We start from the raw sequence: 26,186 nt of genomic DNA on the forward strand, positions 1-26,186 counted from the left end.
GAAAACCTTTGTTACTTTGCGACTTTGAACCTTTTCCTATTACTTCAAAACAAACTCATTCTCCTTCAATTTTTTCAAAACTGCTGCAATAATTTTAGAACGGCATTCTGAATTTTCAGTTGTTGATGCAGTTTTCACCCAATAACGTATATTAAGCTGAATGACACCCGCACCTGCAACATCGGTAATTACGGCTGCGTTTTCGTGGTCTTTTTCGGTAACGTCTTCGCTGTTTCCAAGAACTTCTTTTACGAGTTCGATAGCACGTGTGTAATCAGAACCATATTCGAGTCCGACTGTGAAAGTTTGGAGTAGGAAACCTTCGCTGTTGTAGTTAATGAGCGTGTTTTTTATAAGAAGGGCATTTGGAATATAAATGATTTTCGAATCGCTTTTTACTTCGGTATCGCGCAGGTTGAGGTTAATGACTTCACCTTTAACGCCATTACTTTCGATAATATCACCAATATTAAAAGGTCTTTTGAAAGCCAGCAGAATTCCGGCAAGGAAATTTTCACCAATATCTTTAAGCGCAAAACCAATTACAAAAGCAGAGATTCCTGCACCAGCAAGCATACTTTGAGCGATTCCGTCAAGGCCGATAATTCGGAACATAATAAGAATCCCGATAATAATAAGGACCGACTTAATTAAACGAGCGATAAAAGTCGCCAAAAGACGATCGTGCATTCTGACTTTTAGTCGGTTGCCTGCAAAAATTCCGACACGGCTTGCAATAAACCATGAAACCAAAATAACTAAAACTGCCAGAATAAATTTTGGCGTAAGATCGACAATGCTATAATAATATCCTTCTAAATGTTTAAAAACGTCTTGCAAAAAATCTTCCATAATAAATAAATAATTGGCATAAAAAACTAAAATTTTAAAAGTAGAGATTTAGAAAGTGGAACACTTTACAAGATTCTCTCAGAATTTTATAAAATCTAATGGAGGAATCAGATAAAATCACAAATTATATCAAATTAACCTGCTATATTTTTATATTTGCTGTCTGAGTTTTTTCAGGACTATTTTTATCAAAAAGCACCATTTACATGTTGACCCAATCTCATTTAGAGCAATTAGCCGGCGAACTCGAAGGCACACTTTTATACGATGATCTTCATAAAACACTTTATTCGACAGACGCATCAGTGTATCGGATTCGGCCAAATGCGGTGGCTCTGCCTAAAACTACAGCAGATATCAGCAAGTTAATTCGCTTTGCGGCACAACATAATATTTCGGTTACGCCAAGAACTGCGGGAACTTCACTAGCTGGACAAGCAGTAGGAGACGGACTTGTGGTGGATGTTTCGAAAAATTTCACCAAAATCATTTCATATAATGCCGAAAATAAAACCGTTACCGTACAGCCCGGCGTTATTCGTGATGAACTGAATTTATTCTTAAAACCTTATGGTGTATTTTTTGCACCAATTACATCAACCTCAAACCGCGCTATGATTGGCGGAATGGTTGGAAATAATTCATCTGGAACAACTTCGATTCGTTACGGTGTGACGCGCGATAAGATTGTTGAGGTTAAAGCAATTTTGAGCGACGGTTCTGAAGTAGCTTTTGGCGAACTGACTTCGGCGGAATTTATGGAGAAAACCAAAGGAGATTCTTTAGAACATAAAATCTATAAGCGTCTTTACGACGAACTTTCGGTTAAAGAAAATCAAGAAGAAATTATAAAAGAGTTTCCGAAACCTGAAATTCACAGAAGAAATACAGGCTACGCCGTTGATATTCTGTTAAGATCAGATTTATTTGGCGGAACAGAACCTACAATTAATGTTGGAAAACTTCTTTGCGGAAGCGAAGGAACTCTAGCATTTACAACAGAAATCACTTTAAAAGCTGACGATTTACCGCCTGTACATAATATTATGGTGGTTGGACATTATCATACGATTCAGGAATCACTTGAATCTGTTGTCGTGGCAATGAAACATCATCTGTACACTTGTGAAATGATCGATGATACCATTTTGGATTGTACAAAAACTAATCGCGAACATATAAAAAACAGATTCTTTTTAGTTGGAGAACCCAAAGCAATTATGTTGTTTGAAGTAGCTTCTCATTCTCTAGAAGATGCCGAGAAACAAGCTAATGATTTAATAGCCGATTTAGAAAAACATAATTTTGGTTATGCCCGAGTAAAGATTTACGGTCCAGATATTGACAAAGCCAACGAACTTAGAAAAGCTGGTCTTGGACTTTTGGGAAGTATTGTTGGAGACAATAAAGCAGCCGATTCTATTGAAGATACGGCAGTTGAATTAAGCGATTTACCAGCTTATATTGCAGAGTTTTCGGCAATGATGCTGAGCCACGGACAGGAAGCGATTTACTATGCGCATGCCGGTGCGGGAGAACTGCATTTGCGTCCTGTTTTGAATTTGAAGAAAACAGAAGATTTAAAATTATTCAGAACCATTGCGACGGATGTGGCGCATTTGGTGAAAAAATACAGAGGTTCGCTAAGCGGTGAACACGGCGACGGAATTGTGAGAGGAGAGTTTATTCCGTTTATGATTGGCGAGAAAAATTACGAACTGCTGAAAAGAATCAAATTGGCATTTGACCCCAATTCGGTTTTTAATATCGGGAAGATTGTCAATGCCTTGAAAATGGATGAAAATCATCGTGTAATTTCCGGAAGGGTAGAACCCGATATTAAAACCTTTCAGGATTTCTCAGACAGTTTAGGAATTCTTCGTGCAGCCGAAAAATGCAACGGTTCGGGCGATTGCAGGAAAATGCCGTCGGCGGGAGGAGCGATGTGTCCGAGTTATCGTGCGACCAGAAATGAAAAAGAAACGACGCGCGCCAGAGCAAATGCTTTAAGAGAATATTTGACATATTCTGAAAAAGAAAACAAATTTGACCAGAAAGAATTATACGAAGTTTTTGAGTTGTGTGTGAGCTGTAAAGCCTGTGCAAGCGAGTGTCCAAGTAATGTGGATGTAGCAACGCTAAAAGCCGAATTTTTATACCAATATCAAAAAGCAAACGGATTTTCGACCCGAAGTAAAATTTTTGCTAACAATGCAAAATTGAACAAAATGGGAAGTTTGTTTCCGTCGATTACTAATTTTATTTCGAATCAGTCGCTTGTTAAAAGATCAATGGGAATTGCGCCCGAAAGACAAGTTCCGCTTTTGGCGAAAAAAACTTTCAGAAAATGGTATGAAAATAACAAGCCTGCAGCCAGCGATTTTCAAAACGGTCAATTGTATTTGTTTGTCGACGAATTCACCAATTATTATGATGTAAATATCGGAATCGACGCTTTCGAATTATTAACGAAGTTAGGATATCAGGTTTTAATCGTAGATCACGAAGAAAGCGGCAGAACGTATTTATCAAAAGGATTTTTGGAAGAAGCCAAAAAAATCACTGATATCAATATCAATATTTTCAAAAATTTAATTTCAAGTAATGCGCCTTTAATCGGAATAGAACCGTCGGCAATTTTAACTTTTAGAGATGAATATCTGCGATTGGCATCGAACAAAGAAAATGCAGAGAGAATTTCCCAAAACGCATTCACTATTGAAGAATTCTTCAAAAAAGAAATAATCGATGGGAAAATAACACCGGATTCATTTTCTGAAGAAATCAAAGAAATCAAAATCCACGGACATTGCCATCAAAAATCGTTGAGTTCTGTTGAAGCAACTTTCGCGATGCTGAATCTTCCTAAAAATAATACCGTTACGATTTATAATTCAGGCTGTTGCGGAATGGCAGGTTCTTTTGGATATGAAAAAGAACATTATAAAGTAAGTATGCAAATGGGAGAGGATACGCTTTTTCCAAAAGTTCGTAATACTGGTGCAAACGTAAAAATCGCCGCTGCGGGAACGAGCTGTCGTCATCAAATTTATGATGGAACGAAGAGAGAAGCACAACATCCTGTTTCTATTTTGAGAAGTTGTTTGAAATAATTTAACCGCAAAGCACGCAAAGAATTACGCAAGGGGCGTAAAGATTTTTTTGCGCAAAGTTTGTCCTTTCGACGAAGGAGAAATCTCACTAGAAGCTCGACAAAGATTCGATTTTGCGGAGTTACTTGCGAAGATTTCTCCTTCGTCGAAATGACATAAAATGAGAATAATCTTTTTAATTCTGTAAATCTGTGGCAGAAAAAAAACTATTTCAGACTCACTTTTTTTCCTGTTTCAGCTGCTTTATAAATGGCATTAATGATTCTAACGTCTTTCATGCCTTCTTCGCCTGTAATATGATTGGGAAGTTTTTTGTTTGCTAAAATCACTTTACAAATTTCATCCATTTGGGTTTGCTGTTGGTTTATCACAGGAAAATTAAATGCTTTTCCATCAGATCTTTTACCTACAAAAGGTCCATAGCTCACAGCAGGACTCATTTCAAATGTGCCTTCATCTGCGGAAGCGAAAAATCTATCAATGCCGAAACCATAGGAACTACTGCAATTAGCTACAGCACCACTCGGAAATTCCATTTGCCAGGTAATATTTTCTTCCACCTGAGCAAACATATTTTTATTATTTACAGTTCCAAATTGTGCCGTTACAGCAATCGGTTCCTCGCCTAAAACATAACGCGAAACCTGAATACAATAAACGCCTAAATTGATTAAAGTACCGCCTCCAGCTAGTTTTTTATTCAATCTCCATTGATTGCGTGCATTTAAATCTACGGGTGAATTAATATCGCGAAAATCATATGTGCTGTAGCCAAGAGAGGCTTCAATAAATCGTACCTGACCCAAAACTTTTTCCTGTCCAAGTCGCTTTACTTCCAGATGATTAGGTTCATAATGCAGACGATAACCCATTGCGAGTTGTACATTGTTTTCCTTACAGGTTTTAATCATTTCTTCGCAGTCTTCGATAGTAATTGCCATCGGTTTTTCGACAATAATATGTTTTCCAGCTTTTGCTGCCCGAACGGTAAGTTCCTTGTGCAGTGAATTGGCAGTTACAACATAAACTAAATCAATATCTTTATTTTTTACGATGGAATCGAAATTCTCATAATTGTAAATGTTCTTCTCGGGAATATTATATTTCTTTTTCCAATTTTCGGCTTTAGAAGGAGTTCCTGTCACGATTCCCGCAAGCTGGCAATATTCAGAAACCTGAAGACCTTCGGCCAGAAGTGAAGCGTAATTTCCCAAGCCGCAAAGAGCTATATTTAATTTCCTTCCCGTGTAAGGCTTTTTATTAGTTTCCGGCGCAGATAAAAAAGAAGGAAGAGATGTCATCACAACAGACGCACCAACGCCAATTCCAAATTTATTCACAAATGATCTTCTTGAAATTTTTTCCATATAATTTATCTTTTAAGTTAAATAGCAATTTATTAGTAAGCTCTTTTTGATAAATGTTACATTTGTCTTTGATATTAGTGATTTAGGATGTTTTTGTTTCCCGCAGATTCCGCAGATCGGGCAGTTTTTTTAATTTATAAATCTTTGTAATCTTTTAGTCTGTGGCAAAAGAAAATCTGCTAAATATGCGTGAAAGAAAAAATGCGAGAAAATTCGAGAAATTCGTGGCAAAAAAACACCCTCAAAAAACAAAATCGTTTTATATATTTGAAATCAGGATAATTTTTGCATTATTTGCAAAATAAAACCATAAAGTCCGAAGTAAATTAATTTTATAATAGCAAAACATATATGGCATTTTCAAGTTTATTCCGAAAGAAAACAGTACAGGATATTCTGAAGCAAGTTGCTCAGAACGAATCAGATGGTCATAATGCACTTGGAAAACATTTGACTACGAGAGACTTAACTGCATTCGGAATAGCTGCTATTGTTGGAGCTGGTATTTTTAGTACTATCGGAAAAGCCAGTGCAGACGGCGGACCAGCTGTTATTTTCTTGTTTTTGTTTACAGCTTTAGCTTGTAGTTTTGCTGCTTTTGCTTACGCTGAGTTTGCTTCGATGGTTCCGGTTTCAGGAAGTGCTTATACGTATTCTTATGTTGCTTTTGGAGAATTAATTGCCTGGATAATCGGCTGGGCATTGATTATGGAATATGCCGTCGGAAATATAACTGTCGCCATATCGTGGAGTGATTATTTTACGGGACTGCTCCAGAGCGGTGGTATACATCTCCCGCAATGGATTCAGATGGATTATTTGACTGCCTCAAACGGATATAATGATGCCGAAGCCTTAATGCGAGGCGGAAAATCCTTCGAAAATTTAAGTACAGCTTTACAGCAAGCACATACAGCGTGGACAACAGCGCCAACAATAGGATCTTTCCATTTTGTTACCGATTTACCAGCTTTATTTATCATTATTTTGATTACAGCTTTGGTTTACAGAGGGATGAAAGAATCTCGTAACGCCAGTAATCTAATGGTTGTTGTAAAACTTTGTGTGGTTCTTTTGGTAATTGCTGTCGGTGTATTTTATGTAGATACAGCAAATTGGGATCCGTTTGCTCCAAATGGAGTTGGTGGAGTTTTAAAAGGTGTTTCTGCAGTTTTCTTCGCTTATATTGGTTTTGATGCTATTTCCACAACTGCCGAAGAATGCAAAAATCCGCAGCGCGATTTACCACGCGGCATGATGTGGGCAATTATTATCTGTACGATCTTATACATTGCAATTGCGTTGGTTTTAACCGGAATGGTGAGTTATAGCGAATTGAATGTTGGAGATCCTTTGGCATTTGTTTTCGATAAATTAAATTTAAAATGGATGTCTGGAATTATTGCCGTAAGTGCAGTAGTAGCTATGGCGAGTGTTTTATTGGTTTTTCAAATGGGTCAGCCTCGTATCTGGATGAGTATGAGCCGTGATGGTTTACTCCCAAAGAAATTTTCTACAGTTCACCCAAAATTCAAAACACCTTCTTTTGCAACGATCGTAACTGGTTTCGTAGTTGCAGTTCCGGCTTTATTCTTGAATTTAACTATGGTGACTGACTTATGTAGTATCGGAACTTTATTTGCCTTTGTATTAGTTTGTGCAGGAGTTTTAGTGCTGCAAAACAAACCTGAAATTCCAAGAGGAAAATTCAAAACGCCTTATGTAAATTCTAAATATATCCTGCCGATTTTAATGATCGCTGGTTTGTATTATGCTTTTGCATTCAATAATAAAGCGACAATGGCTTTTATTAATAATGATGCTCAAATCAACGATGCAACGACAATCGTAACCTCTCTAGATAAAGAAGAATCTGAAAAGGTTTTCAATTATTTAAAGGGAATTGAAGTAAATAATAAAACTGCTGAAACATCAGATTTGGAGCATTTCTTAGGACAATATCAAGATGACGATTCAAAATATACTGAGGTAGTAAAGGGATTACCAATTAGCGATTCTTTAAAATACGAATCAGGTTTCAGTTTGTTCAAACACAAAATTCCAATGTGGATTTTCTTATTTGTTTTGGTTGGATTAGCCGTTTGGGCATTCAGAAAAAATCTATCTTTAATTCCACTTTTAGGATTAATCTGCTGTCTTTATATGATGGCCGAATTAAGCGTTTGGAACTGGATTTACTTCACCATCTGGTTGCTAATCGGATTATTGATTTACTTTACATATAGTAGAAAAAATAGTAAACTGAATACTGAAATATAGGCTAAAAGTAAAGTTATATAGCACAAAAAGCCGTTCTGAGTACTTCAGAACGGTTTTTTTTATTTTGCGGCTTTTTATAGAAATATTCTTATGTTTTAAAAGTGCTTTTCCTTAAGTTTGTTTTCAGTAAAATTTTAAAATTAATAAGTAATACATGGGTTTTCTTGATAAAATATTGGGCAGAAAAGAGGCTTCAATACAATCTAATACTGATTTCTGGAATTGGTTTTTAAAAAATGAAAAGGAGTTTTTTGCAATAGTTAAAAATAGACAAAATATACATCAAGGTTTTTTTGAAAAATTAGCACCAAAACTTGATGAAATTCATCAGGGAATTTATTTTCTAACGGGAATGTTAGATGATAATACAGTAGAATTAATCTTAACGCCAGATGGAGCAGTCAGAAATATTTATGCAATTGAAGAATTGGTAAATGCAGCGCCTCAAATTAAAGGCTGGAAAATTACGGCATTAAAACCAGCATCAGACATTCAAGATATTGGTATTGATTATGAAGGATTCCAATTTAATAAAGACAATTTAAGATTTTATCCAAACATTCATGAAGGATATCCAGATGAAATTGACTTAACAGTTATTTATGACGATTTTGTTGAAGAAAAAAAGCAAGTTATAACTAACGGTGTTTATATTTTCTTAGACAATTATTTAGGAGAACTACATTCTCTTACTTTGATTGATAACATGAAAATAGACAGTCCAAATAGTATTTCAGAAGAATTAATTCCGATCGAAAAATTAAAAGATTATTTGATTTGGAGAGAAAAAGAATTTGTAGAAAAATACGATGGCACAAGACATAATACAGAAAATGATAACTATTCAGGTTTTGAGGCAACTGCAAAAGATGGAAGTGGCATTATCGGATTAATGAACACTGATCTTTTGCAATGGGATAAAAAAGCATCGCATCCGTGGGTATTTATTATTACGATTCTTTTTGATGGAAGCCATAATAATGGGATGCCAGATAAAGAAACTTATCAGTTATTAAACGAAATAGAAGATGAGGTTGTATTAGATCTTAAAGATCTGGAAGGTTATTTAAATGTTGGAAGGGAGACATTGGCTAACAGAAGGGAAATCTTTTTTGCCTGCAAAGACTTTAGAAAACCAACAAAAGTGGCAGATGAATTAATTAAAAAATACGATGGTTCATTCGAAATAAGTTACGAAATCTACAAAGACAAATACTGGCAAACGTTTAGACATTACGAGCCGAGATAAAACACAAAAGCCGTTTTGATATATTCAAAACGGCTTTTTATATAAAAAAATCCGCTTAGAGAAATCTCCAGCGGATTCAAACAATCTAATAAAAAATGTGCAAATTTATTTATAGAGTAATGTTTGCCTTTATTGCGAGTAATTTTTCTCGCGCAGATTCCACAGACTAACCAATCTTTTTTATAACCCTAATAATAAATCGGCATAATCAGCCAAATCTGCGAGAGAAAAAGCTTTATTGAATTTCTTTAACGTCTTCTTTGTGAATCTTTACAGAGCTTAAAATTCCAAGTTCAACCATGCAATTTTTCATCATTTGGTAAGTGCGTTCAATATCATTATCCAATCCAATAGAAAAGCGAATCAACCCGTCTGTTAATCCCATTTCTTTCTGCTCATCTAACGGAATTTCGCTCGAAGTAGAGGTTCCTGGTGCGCTGAATAATGTTTTATAGAAACCTAAGCTTACTGCCAAATATCCAAGGTTTCGTTCCTGCATCAATTCCATTAATTCATTAGCTTTTTCCAAAGTTCCAACATCAATCGTTAGCATTCCTCCAAAACCATATTCGGGATTAATCATCGTTTTATATAATTCATGACTCGGATGGCTTTTCAATCCTGGATAAACCGTTTTTAAGCCATCTTTCTCAAATTGATCCGCCAAATAATGTGCATTATGACTATGCTGTTTAATTCTAATATGAAGCGTTCTCAAATTTTTCATCACACTTGCAGAACGCAAACTATCCATTGTAGGCCCTAAAAGCATACTCGCGCCAGAATTTACATTTTTCAGCGAATTAATAAATTCTTTAGACGCACAAGTCACACCGCCAACGGTGTCACTGCTTCCGTTTATGTATTTTGTCAAACTATGAATGACAATATCGGCGCCCAATTTTGCAGGAGAAACAGAAAGTGGTGAAAAAGTATTATCGACAACCAATTTCAAATTATGTTTTTTAGCAATTTTAGCCAAACCAGCAATATCGGCAACTTCCAGAAGTGGATTACTAACCGTTTCGCAATACAAAACTTTTGTTTTAGAAGTAATTGCAGCTTCTACAATATCCAGTTTTGTGATGTCAACAAAGCTTGTTTCGATCCCGAATCTTGGTGTAAAATTTTTTAAGAAAGCGTAAGTTCCGCCATAAATAGTTCGGCTTGAAACAATATGGTCGCCTGCACCGCACAATTGCAAAAGAGTAGGTGTAATCGCTCCCATTCCAGAAGCCGAAACATTTGCTGTTTCCGTTCCTTCCATTGCTGCCAAAGCCTGATCCAAATACAAATTGCTTGGCGATGAATGACGCGAATACAAGTAACAGCCTTCCATATTGCCTTCAAAAGTGTCAAACATAGTTTTAGCCGAAAGAAAAGTATAAGTCGAAGAATCAGAAATCGACGGATTGACACCGCCAAATTCACCAAAGTATTGCAAATCCTGAATTTTATCTGCTGGGTTGAAGTTTTTCATATAGATAGTTTTTATTTGTTTTGTTTCAAGTTTCAGGTTTCAAGTTGAGAGTGAGGAAGCTCATTTCTAAGAAATTCTATCCAAAATAATATCTATTTAGAATATTAATCAACTATAAAACATATAATTAGATTTTAAAACTATAAAAACTTATTTTTAATGATTTTTAAACTAAATTTGATATAGAAAATGTAGCTCAATAGATTTTCTTTCATCAACAGCACACCATCAACTATCAACCAAAAAACATTAACTATAATGACTCTAGACGCCACAGATAAAAAACTCTTAGTTTTGCTTCAAACCGACAGTAAAAAAACAACAAAAGAATTATCCTTAAAACTTGATCTTTCTGTTACAGCGGTGTATGAAAGAATTAAAAAATTAGAAAGAGAAGGAATAATTAAAAACTACGTTGCATTAGTCGATAAATCCAAAATTGAGAAAGGGTTTGTCGTTTTCTGTCACCTAAAACTCATTCAGCATACCAAAGAATTCTTAACCAAATTCGAAAGCGAAGTCATCAAACTCAATGAAGTTTTAGAATGCCATCACGTAAGCGGTGATTATGATTATATCTTAAAAGTTCTAGTGAAAGATATGGAAGCGTATCGTGAATTTTTAGTAACCAAACTGACTTCGCTACAGCACATCGGAAGTACACAAAGTATGTTTATGATTAGCGAAGTGAAGAATTCGACGGTGATTTCTTTTTAGGAGGTTCAGAGATTTTTTCAAATTTTTAGTCTCATTTTATGTCATTTCGACGAAGGAGAAATCTCCACGAGGAGCTCTACAAAGATTGGACTTTCGTTGAGGAGTTACTTGCGGAGATTTCTCCTTCGTCGAAATGACAAATAGTACGATATAATTATTGTGTTAAAAAAACTTTGCGACTCTGCGTCTTTGCGAGATTAAAAACAAAACTTTGCGTAACTCTTAGCGCCCTTTGCGGTAAAATCGTTACCCAAAATTTCACACAAAAAACATTGAAATTTAAGCCTTAAACAGAACTTTATTGCTTAATTTTGTAACCGCTAAAATAAAAACAAAATACTATGAGTTCATTTGACGTAGTCATTATAGGTTCAGGTCCTGGCGGATATGTATCAGCAATTCGTTGCGCACAATTAGGTTTCAAAACCGCAATTGTAGAAAAATATAATTCATTAGGCGGAACTTGCCTTAACGTAGGTTGTATTCCTTCAAAAGCATTATTATCTTCTTCTCATCATTATGCTGAAATTGCTCATTTCGCAGATCACGGAATCGAAGTTTCTGGAGATGTAAAAATCAATTTAGAGAAAATGATCGCACGCAAGCAAGCAGTTGTAGATCAAACCGTAGGTGGTATCAACTACTTAATGGATAAAAATAAAATTACTGTTTTCAATGGTTTAGGTTCTTTCGTAGATGCAACACACATTGCAATTGCAAAAGCTGACGGAACATCAGAAACTATCGAAGCAAAATATACTGTAATTGCTACAGGATCAAAACCATCTTCTTTGCCATTTATCAAAATTGATAAAGAAAGAATCATCACTTCTACTGAGGCTTTAGCTTTAAAAGAAGTTCCAAAACACTTAGTAATTATTGGTGGAGGGGTTATCGGAATCGAGCTTGGACAAGTTTACTTGCGTTTAGGAGCTCAGGTTTCTGTAGTTGAGTTCATGGACAGAATCATTCCAGGAATGGACGGAGCTCTTTCTAAAGAATTGACTAAAGTATTGAAAAAACAAGGAATGAAATTTTACGTTTCTCATAAAGTAAAATCAGTTGAAAGAAACGGTGATGCTGTTGTGGTTCAAGCTGAAAATGCAAAAGGAGAAACAATCACTCTTGAAGGAGATTATTCATTAGTTTCTGTTGGTCGTCGTCCTTACACAGACGGATTAAACGCTGACAAAGCTGGAGTTAAAATTTCAGACAGAGGACAAGTTGAAGTAAATGATCATTTACAAACAAATGTTCCAAATATTTATGCAATTGGCGACGTTGTTCGTGGAGCGATGTTAGCACATAAAGCAGAGGAAGAGGGAGTAATGGTCGCTGAAATTTTAGCAGGTCAAAAACCACATATCGATTACAATTTAATTCCTGGTGTAGTTTACACTTGGCCGGAAGTTGCAGCAGTTGGACAAACTGAAGAGCAATTGAAAGCTGCTGGAATTGCTTATAAATCTGGAAGTTTCCCTTTCAAAGCGTTAGGACGTGCAAGAGCAAGTGCTGACTTAGACGGATTCGTGAAAATCTTGGCTGACGAAAAAACAGATGAGGTTTTAGGAGTTCATATGATTGGTGCTCGTACAGCAGATTTAATTGCTGAAGCGGTTACTGCAATGGAATTTAAAGCTTCTGCTGAAGATATTTCAAGAATGAGCCATGCGCATCCAACTTTCGCGGAAGCGGTGAAAGAAGCAGCATTGGCTGCGACAGAAAACAGAGCTTTACACGTATAATTTACGTTAAACATATTACTAAACCGTCAGAGCAATCTGGCGGTTTTTTTATGCATCATTTTTAGCTTCGTAATAATATAATAATTCAAAATAATTTTGTAAATTAGATGTGTATTTCAGGTGCTATCTTTATGATTATTAAAAGATAACATTATGAAAAGTAAATATATAGTTCCGATTTTGATTGGAGCAGGAATAGGAATTGCTCTTTCTTCTTGTGGAGGAGGTATTCCGAAAAAAGCACAGGCTGTAACTAATTTTGACAGTAAAAAATATCTCGGAAAATGGTATGAAATCGCTAGATTAGATTACAAATGGGAAAGAGATCTTGATAATGTAACAGCCGAGTATTCTTTAAAAGATGATAAAACTATAAAAGTCGATAATAAGGGCTATAATGTCAAAAAAGACAAATGGGAACAAAGTGTCGGGAAAGCTAAATTTGTCAAAAAAGACAATGTTGGTATGCTGAAAGTCTCATTTTTTGGTCCTTTTTACTCAGGGTACAATGTTGTAGCTATTGATCCCGACTATAAGTACGCGCTTGTTGCTGGGGAAAGTTTAAAATACATGTGGATTCTTTCGCGTGAGAAAACTATTCCAGAAAGTATAAAAGCCGATTATTTAATTAAAGCTCAGGAAATTGGATACAAAGTAACCGATCTGGTTTGGGTGAAGCATGATAGAACGAATTAAATAAAGAACCCGACAATCAGGAATTGTCGGGTTTTTTATTTTGGAAAAAAGTTAAATTATGGTCTGAAAACACTTTTATAATTATCCCAATATCTGTAAATCAAAAATAAGTTTGCTAAAAACAATAAAATTGCGATTGGCAGACCTTCTGGAGCTAGGAAATAATTGATAAACAAAATATTTACCGTAATAGGCAGGATCAAAATATTAGCCAGCGTTACATATCGCCCAGTTATAAAAGCAATTCCACACAGCAATTCAATTGATTTGGCAAGTGGTATTAAATAAGTAGAAGCCATTAAACCTACATTAAAAGCTTTAAAGTTTCCTGTAGTTTCCGGTTCCGGCATTAAATGAAAAAAATAACTGATAGAGGCAAAAAGTAACAAAAGGCCAATTAAAACACGAACAATAATTGTGGCAATTTTCATAATACTTAGGATTTTTTAAGGTTAAAAAAAATTATTAAGTTATTGGAAAAGATGCAGTTTCAGTCTCAAATAGAATCACAATTCAGTTTTTTTTGCGCTTCATTTTTAAGAATTTTTCAATCAAATTAATTTGTTTTTGGGATTAATCTAAGAGTATATCAAATATAACGAATTTTTTCTTATAAAAAGCATGTGTTTTTAACACTTTTGGATCCTTGTTTTAATCAATTTGTTATTTCTTTTATGACATAATTTTGTCGTAATTTTGAGGTTTAAAATTTATTAATTTTTGAGAGTTTCCATTCATAAAAATATTGCAAATCCAGAACTGTTTAAAGAACAACTCTTAAATTGGGCGCAGCAGTTTCGCGAAGTCATTTTTTTAGACAGCAATTCCTATCCACAACAATATTCTGATTTTGATTGTTTATTGGCAGTTGATGCTTTTACTTCTTTAAAAACGGATTATTACAACGCTTTTGAAGATTTAAAACAATATCAGCAGAATACTAAAGACTGGCTTTTTGGGTACCTTTCTTATGATTTGAAAAATGATATAGAAAACCTTCAATCTCATAATTTTGACGGATTAAATTTTCCTGATTTATTTTTCTTTCAGCCTAAAAAAATATTTATTCTAAGAGGAAATGAACTTGAAATTCAATATTTAATGCTTTGTGATGACGAAGTTGAAGAAGATTTTGAGGGAATAGTCGAAAGTCGAAAGTCGAAAGTCGAAAGTGACGAAAAATTGAATATTCAACAACGTATTTCTAAAGAATTATATATTCAGAAAATAAATCAAATGCTACAGCATATTAATGTTGGTGATATGTATGAAGCTAATTTTTGTATGGAATTTTACGCTGAAAATGCCGTTATAAATCCGTTAGAAAAATTTCAAAAATTGAATGAAATTTCTAAAGCACCTTTTTCGGTTTTCTTTAAAAACTATAAACATTATTTACTTTCTGCTTCACCAGAACGTTATATTAAAAAAGTGGGTGATAAAATAATTTCACAGCCCATTAAAGGAACATCAAAACGTTTTTCGGATTTGGAAGAAGATGAAAAATCAAAAGCTATTTTGGAATCAGATGCAAAAGAACGTGCAGAAAATATCATGATAACCGATTTGGTTAGAAATGATTTGTCGCATACTGCTCAAAAAGGTTCGGTTGAGGTTGAAGAACTTTGCGGCATCTATTCGTTTTTGCAGGTACACCAAATGATTTCCACCATAACTTCAAAATTAGATGCGCAATATTCCGCTGTAGATGTTTTAAAAACAACTTTCCCAATGGGAAGCATGACCGGCGCGCCAAAAATTTCTGTTATGGAAATTATTGAAAATCTGGAAGAAACAAAAAGAGGATTGTACAGTGGAGCAATTGGATATTTTACACCTGCAGGAGATTTTGATTTCAATGTGGTTATTAGAAGCATATTGTACAATCAGGAAGAGAAATATATTTCGTTTTCTGTAGGAAGTGCGATTACGTCATTGTCCGATCCTGAAAAAGAATATGAAGAATGTTTGTTGAAAGCCAAGGCAATGCACGAAGTCTTACGATAAAGTGAATTTGCTGCGAATTATACGAATTTGGACGATTTTTTTTTTGCCACAGATTATTAAGATTTACACAGATTTAGAATCATTTTAATCCTTTAATCTGTGGCTGTATTTTTTAAAGTTTGCAAATCAACTAATGGAAATTTGTGTAATTCCCGGCAGAAAAAATACCCGCTTAACATTTCATTTAAAAATAGAACGAATTTAATTTTTTACATTTATCAAATGTTTTCAAAATTTCAAAATCATATAATTTCAAGATTTCCTTTTTTAGCAGAAAAAAAGCTTTTTCTGGCAGTAAGCGGTGGCTTAGACAGTATGGTTTTACTGCATTTGTTCAATCAATTACCTTGTGAAATCGCAGTTTTACATTGTAATTTTCAACTTCGCGGATTAGAAAGTTTTGGAGATCAGGAATTTATTCAAAACTATTGCAATCAAAATAATATTCCGTTTTTTACAACTCACTTTGATACTGAAGCTTTCGCTAAAGATTATAAATTGTCCACACAAGTCGCTGCTAGAGAATTGCGCTACAGCTGGTTTTACGAACTTTTGGAAGAAGAAAACTTTGATTTTATTTTAACGGCGCATCACGCAGATGACAATCTTGAGACTTTTATAATCAACTTGACGCGCGGAACAGGTTTAGAAGGTTTAACGGGAATTCCAGAGCAGAACGATAAAATCATTCGGCCGCTTTTGCCATTTTCCAGACCAGAAATTCTAAAATATGCAGAAGAAAATAATATAGAATGGCGCGAAGACAGCAGTAATGCATCGACTAAATATCTGCGAAATAAAATCCGTCATGATTTAATTCCTGTTTTAAAAGAAATCAATCCTAATTTTTTAGATGCATTTCAGAAAACACAATCCTATCTTCAGGAATCAAAAGAAATGGTTGAAGATGCTTCTATTATGATTTATCAGCAAGTTGCAAAAGAAGCCGGAAACGATATTCACTTTGATTTGAATCAGTTAAAAAAACTTCCAAATTATAAATCATATCTGTATCAATGGCTGAATGAATTTGGTTTTTCTGCTTGGAAAGATATTTACGATTTGGTAGAAGGACAGTCTGGAAAACAAGTTTTTGCAAATGAGTTCAGATTGCTAAAAAACAGAGAAACATTAATTTTAAGTCCGTATTCTGAGTTGTCAGAAAAAGAAGAATATGAAATTAATGCAAACGATACAGAAGTTAATTTTCCCATAAAATTAAGTCTTTGTAACGTAGGTCACACAACATTCGATTCAAATAGAGTTATATTTGTGGACGTCGATAAAATCCACTTTCCTTTGATATTGCGTAAATGGAAAGACGGTGATGTTTTTCAGCCTTTTGGCATGCATGGTAAGTCAAAAAAAGTAAGTAAGCTTTTTAAAGATGAAAAATTATCATTGATTGAAAAAGAAAAAACATGGATTTTATGTTCTAATGACCAAATAGTCTGGGTTGTCGGAATAAGGCAGGATGAACGTTTTAAAATAGAAAAAGCCACAAACAAAATACTAAAAATAGAACTACAATAATGAACTTTACTCAAAATCTTCAGACAAGCTTGTCAAAAAATATTTGGACTAAAACTATTTTACTGCTGTTGTTTTTCTTTGCTTTTGCAAAAGGTAACGCTCAAATTCTAGAGCCGGTGAAATGGACTTCAAAAATTGAAAAAAAAGGGAATAATGCCGTATTAATTTTTGATGCTGTTATCGAAAAAGACTGGCATATGTATTCGCAGTTTACTCCAGAAGGCGGACCTCTTGCTTTGGAAATTGCTTTTAAAAATCAAAAAGGGAATTACGAGTTAGTAGGAAAAGCAAAAGAAGGAAAAACTAAAACTTCTTTTAACGATGTATTTGGTGTTGATGAAACTTATTTTGAGGGAAAAGCACATATTGAACAAGAGATAAAAATTATTAACCCAAATCTAAAAACAGTTGATGTAGATTTTGATTTTCAGGTTTGTAAAGAAGTTTGTATCAATTCGAGCAAAAAGTTTTCCATTGCTGTTCCATCAACTTTTAAAATGGATGAAGTGCCTGTTTTGGCAGCGGCAGATAAAGATGAAACTAAAGTAGTAGGTTTAGCAGTTGACACTATTAAAACCGAGACAGCAGCACCTGCAGATCAAACTGTAAAAGCAGAAAAAGAAGTTACAGCAGCAGAAACTCCTGCTCCGGCGCCTGCAAGAAGCTTATGGTCAATCTTTTTTATTGCGTTTTTATCTGGGTTTGCAGCTTTGTTAACGCCTTGCGTTTTCCCAATGATCCCAATGACAGTGAGTTTCTTTACTAAGCAAAGTAAAAGCAGAGCAAAAGGAATTAGAAACGCTGTGATTTACGGACTTTCGATTATTGCTATTTATGTAATTTTAGGTCTTATTGTAACTAAAATATTTGGTGCAGATGCATTAAATGCTTTGTCTACAGATGTTTGGTTCAATCTGATTTTCTTTGTGATCTTAGTTATTTTTGCTACTTCATTTTTAGGAGCTTTTGAAATTATGCTGCCAAATTCATGGGCAAACAAAGCAGATCAGCAGGCTGATAAAGGCGGAATAATTGGAATATTATTCATGGCTTTGGCTTTGGCAATTGTATCTTTTTCTTGTACAGGGCCAATTGTTGGAACTTTATTAGTTGAAGCAGCTTCGAACGGTGGAATTGCTCCAGTTGTTGGAATGTTGGGATTCTCATCTGCATTAGCTTTACCGTTTATGTTATTTGCAATGTTCCCGGGATGGTTAAACTCATTACCAAAATCTGGAGGATGGTTGAATACAGTAAAAGTGGTTCTTGGATTTTTAGAATTGGCTTTGGCATTCAAATTTTTATCAAATGCAGATTTAGTTTTACAATTACATTTCTTAGAAAGAGAAGTTTTCATCGCGATCTGGATTGCCATTTTTGGAGCTTTGACTTTATACTTATTCGGAAAAATTACATTGCCTCACGATAGTCCGACAAACCATATTTCTGTTGGAAGATTATATTTAGGATTACTTACGCTGGTATTTACCATGTACTTAATTCCTGGACTTTGGGGAGCGCCATTAAAGTTAATTAGTGCATTCCCGCCACCGCCGCAATACAGCGAAAGTCCATTTGGAGTTGGAGGATCAGGAAATGGATCGGTTTCGGGAGAATCGATAAAAGGTCTTCCAGAAGGAGCAGAATTAGGACCGCACGGAATTATGGTTTTTCATGATTACGAAGATGGTTTAGCTTATGCGAAAGAAATCAATAAACCTATAATGCTGGATTTTACAGGCTATGCTTGTGTAAACTGCCGAAAAATGGAAAACAATGTTTGGTCTGATCCTACGGTTTTGCCAATTCTAAAAAATGATGTTGTTTTAATTTCACTTTATGTTGATGATAAACGTGAACTTCCAACAGAAGAACAATTTACAACTGCCTCTGGAGATAAAATTATTACAGTTGGAGATAAATGGACCGATTTTATGATTTCTAAATATAAAACTAATACACAGCCTTTATATGTGATTACAGATTTAGAAGGAAATAATTTAAATAGTACTAAACCAACTATCAGTTACGTTAGTACAGAAGAATATTTAAAATGGTTAAAAGAAGGTATTTCTAATTTTAAATAGACTTTTAGAATAAAGAATTTACGCAATTTCAAATCTATATTCTAGAATCAAAATATTATTGGGGTTGAAATTAATTCAAAACAAAAAGCGCTCTAAGTAATTAGGGCGTTTTTTATGGTCGAAATTTAAGCAGATCAAAGTTTTAATAAGTGTTCTTATCGAATGATTACGTTATTAATTTTACTTCTAGTGAAACTAATAAGACAAGCAAAATTCCCTACAGCAAAAACGTGTTTTAATCAGGATTTATTTGAATGTAAGCCCTTCCATTCCTGAAATATTAGGTAAACAAAAAACGCCCTAATTACTTAGAGCGTTTTTTTTATCAAGATTGAAAGTTGAAAATTAATATCTTACAAGAATTCTCCGTGTTGAGAAATATCTAATCCTAATTCTTCTTTTTCTTCACTAACTCTTAGAGGAGTAATTTTGTTTACAATAAAGAATAAAGCATAAGAAGCTACAAAAGCAAAGATTGACACAATAACAAGAGCAGTTAATTGGTTGATGAATAAAGTTGGAGTTCCGAAGATTAAACCTTGGTTATCTCCAACAGCTGGGTTGATTGCTTTTGAAGCAAAAACTCCAGTTAATAACATACCTACCATACCACCAACACCGTGACAAGCAAATACATCAAGAGCATCATCAATTTTTCCTTTAGGGAATTTACTAACTACAAGGTTACTTACAATTGCAGAGAATAAACCGATGAAAATTGCGTGGGAAATGCTAACGAAACCAGCAGCAGGTGTAATAGCTACAAGGCCTACAACAGCTCCAATACAAGCTCCAAGAGCAGATAATTTGTGTCCTAAAATTTTATCAAGGAAAACCCATGCCATTGCAGCAGCGGCAGCAGCAACAGTAGTTGTTCCTAAAGCTTGTACAGCTAAGCCATTTGCTCCTAACGCAGATCCAGCGTTGAAACCAAACCATCCAAACCAAAGTAAACCAGTACCTAATAATACGTAAGTAATTCTAGCTGGATTAACTTTTTGTACTTTTCTTTTTCCTAAGAAGATTGCTCCAGCCAATGCAGCCCATCCTGCGCTCATGTGTACTACCGTTCCACCAGCGAAATCAAGAACTCCCATTTTGAAGAAAACTCCATCAGGATGCCAAGTCATGTGAGCCAAAGGAGTATATATTAATAATATAAATAAAACCATGAATAACAAATAAGCCCAGAAACGTACACGTTCTGCAAAAGCACCTGTAATTAAAGCAGGCGTAATGATGGCGAATTTTGCTTGAAATAATGCGAATAACATAAAAGGAATTGTGGGTGCAAGGCTCCATGCAGTATTTGTTCCAACACCTTCAAAGAATAAATTATGAGAAGGATTTCCAATAATTCCTCCAATAGTTGGTCCAAAAGCTAATCCGAAAGCAACCACTGTCCATAGAATAGTAACAATTACCATTGCCATAAAACTTTGAAGCATAGTACTAATTACGTTTTTCTTACCTACCATTCCTCCGTAGAAAAATCCTAAACCAGGAGTCATTAACAATACAAATGCAGTTGCAACGATCATCCAAGCAGTATCTCCTGTGTCAAACTTAACCGCTTCAGCAGGAATTGGGTTATCTGCAATGATAAAGTTTGATATAAAGGTTAGTACCAAAATAGTGATAAGAATCACACTTAAAATAATTTTTCGCATAGTTATTTAGTTTTAAAATTTTTTATAAAAGTATAAAATGATTTCACACCCCCTAAAAAAATAGGGTTCAATGTTTAATTTTTGTTAAATTTAAAATTTGAACCCTTAATTTTTGCATGAATTTGTTAAAACAGACTTAAAATTTGTAATTTGGCAACATTTTTTTTCTCCTTACTAAGACTTTTGATAATTTTTGGGTTAATTGATTGTTACTTTTTGCGATATATTGGATATTTGTTGTTTAAAAACGTCTTAGGTTTTTTAACTACTGATGTTTTTTAATGTTTTTAACAATTTTAATGATTAAAAATCAAGAATGGAAAATAGAAAGATTAAATGGGGAATTGTTGGTCTAGGAAATATTGCAGCTCAGTTTGCAGCAGATTTACTATTAGTAGAAAACGCTGCATTAACGGCAGTTGCTTCAAGAGATATTTCTAAAGCAGAGCAGTTTGCAGAAAAGTTTGGTGCCTTAAGGATGTACAATTCGTACGATTTAATTTTTAAAGATAAAGAAGTTGATATTATCTATATAGCAACCCCTCATAATTCGCACGCAGCATTATCAATAAAAGCCCTAGAAAACGGCAAACATGTTTTATGCGAAAAACCTATGGCATTGTCGTATGAAGATTCACTAAGAATGATTGAAGCTTCTAAAAAAAATAATAAGTTTTTTATGGAAGCTTTTTGGACACGTTTTATTCCGTCCATTCAAGATATAGTACAAAAAGTAAATAGCGGAATACTAGGCGAAGTAAATTACATAAAAGCTGATTTTGCTTTTCACGGCAGTGAAACCGAAAACAAAAGACTTTTTGACAAAGAATTGGGCGGCGGAGCTTTATTTGATATTGGAGTTTATCCATTATTCCTCTCTTATATACTATTAGGAAATCCGAAGGAGATAATTGCGAAAGCCATTAAACATAAAAATGATATTGATCTACAGACTTCTATGATATTGCAATATGAATCGGCTCAATCGGTTTTGCATGCTTCCATCGTTTCCGAATCTGATATGAAAGCATCTATAAGCGGAACAAATGGCAGAATCGAATTGAACTCACCTTGGTTTGTTGCCGACGGATATTCTATATTTATAAATGAAGAAAAAGAAGCTGCTTTTACTCTGCCAACTTTAGGAAAAGGATATTCACACGAAATAATAGAATGTCACAATTGCATTCGAAATAATCAAATTGAAAGTGAGTTTTGGTCACATCAAAATAGTTTGGATTTGAGTAAGATTGTTGAGGAAATTAAAAATCAAATAAAATTGTCTTTTTAATTTAAAATATTGTAATAAAATATTTACAAATAATTATTTTTTTTCATTAGTTTTAAAACCAATTAATGAAGAGAAATTTATGTTAGTAAAAGTTTACGGAAGTGCTGTTTTTGGAGTTGAGGCTACAACTATTACTGTTGAAGTTCATATGGATAAAGGAATTGGATATCATTTAGTTGGACTTCCAGACAATGCAATAAAAGAAAGCAGTTATAGAATTGCCGCTGCACTTAAAAATAATGGTTTTAGTCTGCCGGGAAAGAAAATCACCATCAATATGGCGCCAGCAGATCTTCGAAAAGAAGGTTCTTCATATGATTTGACCCTAGCCATGGGAATTTTGGTCGGTTCAGATCAAATAAAAGCTCCAGAAATTGAGAGGTATATTATAATGGGCGAACTTTCGTTAGATGGAAGTTTACAGCCTATTCGCGGTGCTTTACCTATTGCCATTAAAGCAAAAGAAGAAGGTTATAAAGGTTTTTTTCTTCCTATTCAAAATGTAAAAGAAGCTGCCATTGTAGCAGATTTAGATGTTTATGGAGTAGAGAACTTAAAAGAAATTATTGATTTTTTTGCGGGTAAAGGCACTTTACAGCCGACAGTTATTGATACTCGTGCTGAATTCTATAAAACTTTAGATTTTCCAGAATTTGATTTTTCAGATGTTCGCGGACAAGAAAGTATAAAACGCTGTATGGAAATTGCGGCAGCCGGCGGACATAACATTATTTTGATTGGCCCTCCTGGTGCAGGAAAAACAATGCTGGCCAAACGTGTTCCGAGTATTCTGCCACCAATGACTTTGCGAGAAGCGCTTGAAACCACTAAAATTCATAGTGTTGCAGGAAAATTAAAAGAAGTTGGATTGATGAACCAGCGTCCGTTTCGAAGTCCGCATCATACGATTTCTAATGTTGCGCTGGTTGGCGGCGGCAGTTACCCACAGCCGGGAGAAATTTCTATGGCACATAACGGCGTTTTGTTTTTAGATGAATTGCCAGAATTTAAACGTGATGTTTTAGAAGTTATGCGTCAGCCGTTGGAAGATCGAGAAGTAACAATTTCCCGTGCTAAGTTTACCATTACTTATCCTTCGTCGTTTATGCTTGTGGCTAGTATGAACCCAAGTCCGAGTGGATTTTTTAATGATCCAAGCGTTCCGAATACTTCTTCACCACACGAAATGCAGCGTTATATGAGTAAAATTTCGGGTCCGCTATTAGACCGAATAGACATTCATATTGAAGTTACGCCAGTGCCGTTTGAGAAATTGGCCGATGAACGCAAAGCAGAAAGCAGTGTTGAGATTCGCAAACGTGTTACTGCAGCAAGAGAAATTCAAACCAAACGATTTGAAACGATAGAAAATGTTCATTACAACGCTCAAATGAGCAGTAAGTTAATTAGAGAATATTGCGTTTTGGATGAACCTTCAAAAGAATTATTGAAAACGGCAATGGAAAGACTAAACCTTTCGGCTCGAGCCTACGACAGGATTCTAAAAGTTTCCAGAACAATTGCCGATTTGGATAATGCGCCCAATATAGTTTCATCGCATATTGCAGAAGCAATTCAGTATAGAAGTCTGGATCGAGAAGGGTGGCTGGGATAGAATGGTAAAATGTGAAATGTGAAATGTGAAATGTGAAATGTGAAATGTGAAATGAGGACTTAGCATCTTACATTTCACATTTCACATATAACAAAATCTATTCGTTATTTTTTGGGTAAATGAATTTAAAAGAATTTGCAACAGCTGGATGAAGAATAGTTCCGTGGTTTTCTTCTGGGAAGTAATCGAAGTAAACATGGATGCTTTTGCTTTTTGATTCTTTTATTTTTTCTGCCAGTAAATTGGCGTCAACTTCCATAACTCTCGGGATTTCTGTTGGAGTTAATCCTTCTTTTCCAACAGCAATATAAATGTCTGTTTTTTGATTGAAGTTTTCTTTTAATATTTCAGAATCTAAATCCAGTAAAGAACCGTTATTCCACCATATGCTTGGACTTACAATTACATATTTATTAAACAGGAAAGGCTTTTTTAGTAAAATTTCAGTTTCTAATAACCCGCCTAAAGACTGGCCGATTATAGTTTTAGAATTGTTTGTTTTGTATTTTTTCTCAATAAATGGCTGTAATTCTTTTTCTATAAAAGCAATGAATCGATCCGAATGACCTGTAGTTGGAAATCGGGTTTTATCATATTCAATTGTTGTCGGAAATGTAAAATCTCTTTTTCTGTCTACTGTAGCAATTCCAACTACAATTGATTTAGGAACCTGATTGATCCATTCAAAACTATTAAACTGCACTAAACCAGAGATATGTATAAAATCTTCATCGGCAGAACCGTCAAGTAAATAGATTACGGGATATTTGGTTTCTTCATTGGGGTTATAACCTTCAGGAAGATAGATGTTTAGAATTCTTTTCTCGTTTAGTTCTTTCGATTGAATTTCATCAATAACACCTAAAATAAAAGGTTTTGTTATTGCAGCAGCTTTAGTTTTGTTTTTTTGACCGAATGTCAAAGTGAAAGTAAAAAGAAAAAAAGCCAGGGTAAAAAATTTGTTCATTGAAGTATGCAGTAAAAAATAAAAAACTAAAATACGAATTTAAATCCATGAGTCCATTTTTTACTCTGGCTTTGATAAAAGTTATTTATCAGCAAAAATCTCATCTAAACCTTCCATAGCAATGGTAAAGCCTTCTTTGAAGCCCATTTGGATAATCATTTCCAGATCAGATAGTTTTTCGTATTTAATTACAACATCAACAAATGTAGAACCATCTTTTTCGGAGAAAGTAACATCCCAGTCGGAACGCGGAAACTCTTTGTTTAAATTTCCTTCGCTGTCGCTAAAAGCATCTAGCCATTTTACATTTGTTTTTGGATGTATCGAAGTATAATCTGCAATAGCCCAATGTTCTTCACCTTCTGGTCCAACCATGGCATACAATCTGCGTCCGCCTTCTTTAAAATCCATGCTTTTAGTTTTTGATTTCCAAGGAGCTGGTGCCCACCATAAATCTAAAATTTGAGCTTCTGTCCAAGCAGACCAAACTTGAGATAAAGAGGCGTTAAATTCGCGTTTTACATTGACAGTATTATTTTCCTTATCAACAGTAAAATTCATTAAAAGATTTGATTTCATTTTCTTTAGATTTTTAATTCGTTAATAATAATTTGGTTGAAATGGTTTTATTTTTCCGCTAAGATTTTGTCCAAACCTTCCATAGCCGATGTAAATCCTTGTTTGAATCCCATTTCGATTATTTTTTCCAGTTCTTCAAAACTGTCTCGCGTAATTACGATATCTACAATAGTAGAATCTCCCTGTTCTGTGAATGAAACATCCCAGAAAGAACTTCCAAAAGCAGAATTTGGATTTCCTTCGGCATCGCAAAAAGTGGACGTATACTTAAAATTTGTTTTAGGAGAAATCGAAGTATAATCAAAAGTACTCCATCCTTGCGCGCCTTCAGGCCCAATCATCGCATACAATCTTCTCCCGCCTTCTTTAAACTCCATACTTTTTGTTTCAGATTTCAACGGAGCCGGTGCCCACCATAAATCTAGAATTGCAGCTTCTGTCCAAGCAGACCAAACATTTGACAACGGCGCATTGAATTCGCGTTTTACATTCACCCTTTTATTTTCCTTGTCTACAGAAAAATTCATTAATAAATCAGTTTTCATTTTCTTTAGATTTTAAGTTTAGTAATACTTGATCCAGTTGACTAAAACGCTGTTCCCAAATTTTCTTGAATTGTTCCAGCCATTGATCAATTTCTTTCATTTTATCAATTTTGAGCTGATAATAAATTTCTCTACCCATTTTTTTTTCTTCCAGTAAATCGCATTCATTCAATATTTTAATGTGTTTAGAAACGGCTTGCCTTGTAGTTTGAAACTGCTCGGCAATCGCATTTGGCGTCAATGCAGTCGAAGAAATCAAAACTAGAATCGCTCTGCGGGTCGGGTCGGCAACTGCCTGAAAAATATCTCGTTTCATTATTGTAACTATTTATTCGCAACTAATTAGTTGCAAATATACGCAACTTTTCGGTTGCGCAATATGAAATACTGATT

General features: G+C 34.6%; 20 protein-coding genes. 11 read left to right on the forward strand and 9 right to left on the reverse strand.

The genetic code is table 11. The features are described from left to right. Positions 1-39 precede the first annotated feature (39 nt). Positions 40-852, reverse strand: coding sequence for a mechanosensitive ion channel family protein (locus HYN86_RS09975; RefSeq protein WP_113677884.1), 813 nt, complete (start codon positions 850-852; stop codon positions 40-42). A 206-nt stretch (positions 853-1,058) separates the two neighbouring features. Between HYN86_RS09975 and HYN86_RS09980 the strand changes: the two genes are divergently transcribed. Then, on the forward strand, positions 1,059-3,965 hold the full coding sequence (locus HYN86_RS09980) for an FAD-binding and (Fe-S)-binding domain-containing protein (RefSeq protein ID WP_113677885.1): 2,907 nt from the start codon (positions 1,059-1,061) through the stop codon (positions 3,963-3,965). Between the two features lie 206 nt (positions 3,966-4,171). On the opposite strand, the gene HYN86_RS09985 is transcribed toward HYN86_RS09980, so the two are convergent. Beyond that, on the reverse strand, positions 4,172-5,332 hold the full coding sequence (locus HYN86_RS09985) for a Gfo/Idh/MocA family protein (protein WP_113677886.1): 1,161 nt from the start codon (positions 5,330-5,332) through the stop codon (positions 4,172-4,174). 351 nt (positions 5,333-5,683) lie between these two features. On the opposite strand from HYN86_RS09985, the gene HYN86_RS09990 reads away from it, so the two are divergent. Together HYN86_RS09990 and HYN86_RS09995 are read left to right on the forward strand one after the other, a co-directional pair. Continuing rightward, positions 5,684-7,612, forward strand: coding sequence for an amino acid permease (locus HYN86_RS09990; protein ID WP_113677887.1), 1,929 nt, complete (start codon positions 5,684-5,686; stop codon positions 7,610-7,612). 154 nt (positions 7,613-7,766) lie between these two features. Next, complete coding sequence (locus HYN86_RS09995; protein WP_113677888.1) at positions 7,767-8,861, forward strand: DUF695 domain-containing protein; 1,095 nt, start codon at positions 7,767-7,769, stop codon at positions 8,859-8,861. Positions 8,862-9,096: 235 nt separating this feature from the next. Here HYN86_RS09995 and HYN86_RS10000 read toward each other — a convergent pair whose 3' ends face one another. Further along, the gene (locus tag HYN86_RS10000) at positions 9,097-10,341 is read right to left on the reverse strand and encodes an aminotransferase class I/II-fold pyridoxal phosphate-dependent enzyme (protein WP_113677889.1); all 1,245 of its coding nucleotides are present in this window, start codon (positions 10,339-10,341) and stop codon (positions 9,097-9,099) included. Positions 10,342-10,599: 258 nt separating this feature from the next. Here HYN86_RS10000 and HYN86_RS10005 point away from each other — a divergent pair, with 258 nt between their 5' ends. The 3 genes from HYN86_RS10005 (at position 10,600) to HYN86_RS10015 (ending at position 13,499) form a co-directional block, all read left to right on the forward strand. Continuing rightward, positions 10,600-11,058, forward strand: a complete 459-nt coding sequence (locus HYN86_RS10005) for an Lrp/AsnC family transcriptional regulator (protein WP_012024199.1) — start codon at positions 10,600-10,602, stop codon at positions 11,056-11,058. A 341-nt stretch (positions 11,059-11,399) separates the two neighbouring features. Continuing rightward, positions 11,400-12,803 carry a dihydrolipoyl dehydrogenase gene (lpdA, locus tag HYN86_RS10010; protein WP_113677890.1) on the forward strand — a complete coding sequence of 468 codons (1,404 nt, stop codon included), beginning with the start codon at positions 11,400-11,402 and terminating at the stop codon, positions 12,801-12,803. 153 nt (positions 12,804-12,956) lie between these two features. Further along, positions 12,957-13,499: a lipocalin family protein gene (locus HYN86_RS10015; RefSeq protein WP_113677891.1), complete on the forward strand. Its 543-nt coding sequence runs from the start codon at positions 12,957-12,959 to the stop codon at positions 13,497-13,499. A 56-nt stretch (positions 13,500-13,555) separates the two neighbouring features. Here HYN86_RS10015 and HYN86_RS10020 read toward each other — a convergent pair whose 3' ends face one another. After that, positions 13,556-13,930, reverse strand: a complete 375-nt coding sequence (locus HYN86_RS10020) for a DoxX family membrane protein (RefSeq protein WP_113677892.1) — start codon at positions 13,928-13,930, stop codon at positions 13,556-13,558. A gap of 289 nt (positions 13,931-14,219) precedes the next feature. On the opposite strand from HYN86_RS10020, the gene HYN86_RS10025 reads away from it, so the two are divergent. The 3 genes from HYN86_RS10025 to HYN86_RS10035 all read left to right on the forward strand — a co-directional run bounded on the left by HYN86_RS10025 (position 14,220) and on the right by HYN86_RS10035 (position 19,126). After that, positions 14,220-15,506, forward strand: a complete 1,287-nt coding sequence (locus HYN86_RS10025; protein WP_113677893.1) for an anthranilate synthase component I family protein — start codon at positions 14,220-14,222, stop codon at positions 15,504-15,506. 222 nt (positions 15,507-15,728) lie between these two features. Continuing rightward, positions 15,729-17,039 carry a tRNA lysidine(34) synthetase TilS gene (gene tilS / locus HYN86_RS10030; RefSeq protein ID WP_113679905.1) on the forward strand — a complete coding sequence of 437 codons (1,311 nt, stop codon included), beginning with the start codon at positions 15,729-15,731 and terminating at the stop codon, positions 17,037-17,039. After that, on the forward strand, positions 17,039-19,126 hold the full coding sequence (locus HYN86_RS10035) for a protein-disulfide reductase DsbD family protein (RefSeq protein ID WP_113677894.1): 2,088 nt from the start codon (positions 17,039-17,041) through the stop codon (positions 19,124-19,126). Before tilS ends, HYN86_RS10035 begins: the two co-directional genes overlap by 1 nt. A gap of 353 nt (positions 19,127-19,479) precedes the next feature. On the opposite strand, the gene HYN86_RS10040 is transcribed toward HYN86_RS10035, so the two are convergent. After that, complete coding sequence (locus tag HYN86_RS10040) at positions 19,480-20,796, reverse strand: ammonium transporter (RefSeq protein ID WP_113677895.1); 1,317 nt, start codon at positions 20,794-20,796, stop codon at positions 19,480-19,482. A gap of 316 nt (positions 20,797-21,112) precedes the next feature. On the opposite strand from HYN86_RS10040, the gene HYN86_RS10045 reads away from it, so the two are divergent. Together HYN86_RS10045 and HYN86_RS10050 are read left to right on the forward strand one after the other, a co-directional pair. Next, on the forward strand, positions 21,113-22,087 hold the full coding sequence (locus HYN86_RS10045) for a Gfo/Idh/MocA family protein (RefSeq protein ID WP_113677896.1): 975 nt from the start codon (positions 21,113-21,115) through the stop codon (positions 22,085-22,087). 79 nt (positions 22,088-22,166) lie between these two features. Then, positions 22,167-23,702: a YifB family Mg chelatase-like AAA ATPase gene (locus tag HYN86_RS10050; protein ID WP_113677897.1), complete on the forward strand. Its 1,536-nt coding sequence runs from the start codon at positions 22,167-22,169 to the stop codon at positions 23,700-23,702. Between the two features lie 97 nt (positions 23,703-23,799). On the opposite strand, the gene HYN86_RS10055 is transcribed toward HYN86_RS10050, so the two are convergent. The 4 genes from HYN86_RS10055 to HYN86_RS10070 all read right to left on the reverse strand — a co-directional run bounded on the left by HYN86_RS10055 (position 23,800) and on the right by HYN86_RS10070 (position 26,109). Then, on the reverse strand, positions 23,800-24,669 hold the full coding sequence (locus HYN86_RS10055) for an alpha/beta hydrolase (RefSeq protein ID WP_113677898.1): 870 nt from the start codon (positions 24,667-24,669) through the stop codon (positions 23,800-23,802). Between the two features lie 81 nt (positions 24,670-24,750). Further along, on the reverse strand, positions 24,751-25,248 hold the full coding sequence (locus tag HYN86_RS10060) for an SRPBCC family protein (protein WP_113677899.1): 498 nt from the start codon (positions 25,246-25,248) through the stop codon (positions 24,751-24,753). A 47-nt stretch (positions 25,249-25,295) separates the two neighbouring features. Further along, positions 25,296-25,793: an SRPBCC family protein gene (locus HYN86_RS10065; RefSeq protein WP_113677900.1), complete on the reverse strand. Its 498-nt coding sequence runs from the start codon at positions 25,791-25,793 to the stop codon at positions 25,296-25,298. Continuing rightward, on the reverse strand, positions 25,783-26,109 hold the full coding sequence (locus HYN86_RS10070) for an ArsR/SmtB family transcription factor (protein ID WP_113677901.1): 327 nt from the start codon (positions 26,107-26,109) through the stop codon (positions 25,783-25,785). The genes HYN86_RS10065 and HYN86_RS10070 overlap by 11 nt, the downstream gene beginning before the upstream one ends. Between the last annotated feature and the right edge of the window lie 77 nt (positions 26,110-26,186).

It is taken from the genome of Flavobacterium fluviale (genome assembly GCF_003312915.1).
In the GTDB taxonomy this organism is placed as follows: domain Bacteria; phylum Bacteroidota; class Bacteroidia; order Flavobacteriales; family Flavobacteriaceae; genus Flavobacterium; species Flavobacterium fluviale.

Excerpts from the sequence above, each read along its gene's own strand:
- HYN86_RS09975 (WP_113677884.1), bottom strand. The coding sequence starts at position 852 with ATGGAAGATTTTTTGCAAGACGTTTTTAAACATTTAGAAGGATATTAT.
- HYN86_RS09980 (WP_113677885.1), top strand. The coding sequence starts at position 1,059 with ATGTTGACCCAATCTCATTTAGAGCAATTAGCCGGCGAACTCGAAGGC.
- HYN86_RS09985 (WP_113677886.1), bottom strand. The coding sequence starts at position 5,332 with ATGGAAAAAATTTCAAGAAGATCATTTGTGAATAAATTTGGAATTGGC.
- HYN86_RS09990 (WP_113677887.1), top strand. The coding sequence starts at position 5,684 with ATGGCATTTTCAAGTTTATTCCGAAAGAAAACAGTACAGGATATTCTG.
- HYN86_RS09995 (WP_113677888.1), top strand. The coding sequence starts at position 7,767 with ATGGGTTTTCTTGATAAAATATTGGGCAGAAAAGAGGCTTCAATACAA.
- HYN86_RS10000 (WP_113677889.1), bottom strand. The coding sequence starts at position 10,341 with ATGAAAAACTTCAACCCAGCAGATAAAATTCAGGATTTGCAATACTTT.
- HYN86_RS10005 (WP_012024199.1), top strand. The coding sequence starts at position 10,600 with ATGACTCTAGACGCCACAGATAAAAAACTCTTAGTTTTGCTTCAAACC.
- lpdA (WP_113677890.1), top strand. The coding sequence starts at position 11,400 with ATGAGTTCATTTGACGTAGTCATTATAGGTTCAGGTCCTGGCGGATAT.
- HYN86_RS10015 (WP_113677891.1), top strand. The coding sequence starts at position 12,957 with ATGAAAAGTAAATATATAGTTCCGATTTTGATTGGAGCAGGAATAGGA.
- HYN86_RS10020 (WP_113677892.1), bottom strand. The coding sequence starts at position 13,930 with ATGAAAATTGCCACAATTATTGTTCGTGTTTTAATTGGCCTTTTGTTA.
- tilS (WP_113679905.1), top strand. The coding sequence starts at position 15,729 with ATGTTTTCAAAATTTCAAAATCATATAATTTCAAGATTTCCTTTTTTA.
- HYN86_RS10035 (WP_113677894.1), top strand. The coding sequence starts at position 17,039 with ATGAACTTTACTCAAAATCTTCAGACAAGCTTGTCAAAAAATATTTGG.
- HYN86_RS10040 (WP_113677895.1), bottom strand. The coding sequence starts at position 20,796 with ATGCGAAAAATTATTTTAAGTGTGATTCTTATCACTATTTTGGTACTA.
- HYN86_RS10045 (WP_113677896.1), top strand. The coding sequence starts at position 21,113 with ATGGAAAATAGAAAGATTAAATGGGGAATTGTTGGTCTAGGAAATATT.
- HYN86_RS10050 (WP_113677897.1), top strand. The coding sequence starts at position 22,167 with ATGTTAGTAAAAGTTTACGGAAGTGCTGTTTTTGGAGTTGAGGCTACA.
- HYN86_RS10055 (WP_113677898.1), bottom strand. The coding sequence starts at position 24,669 with ATGAACAAATTTTTTACCCTGGCTTTTTTTCTTTTTACTTTCACTTTG.
- HYN86_RS10060 (WP_113677899.1), bottom strand. The coding sequence starts at position 25,248 with ATGAAATCAAATCTTTTAATGAATTTTACTGTTGATAAGGAAAATAAT.
- HYN86_RS10065 (WP_113677900.1), bottom strand. The coding sequence starts at position 25,793 with ATGAAAACTGATTTATTAATGAATTTTTCTGTAGACAAGGAAAATAAA.
- HYN86_RS10070 (WP_113677901.1), bottom strand. The coding sequence starts at position 26,109 with ATGAAACGAGATATTTTTCAGGCAGTTGCCGACCCGACCCGCAGAGCG.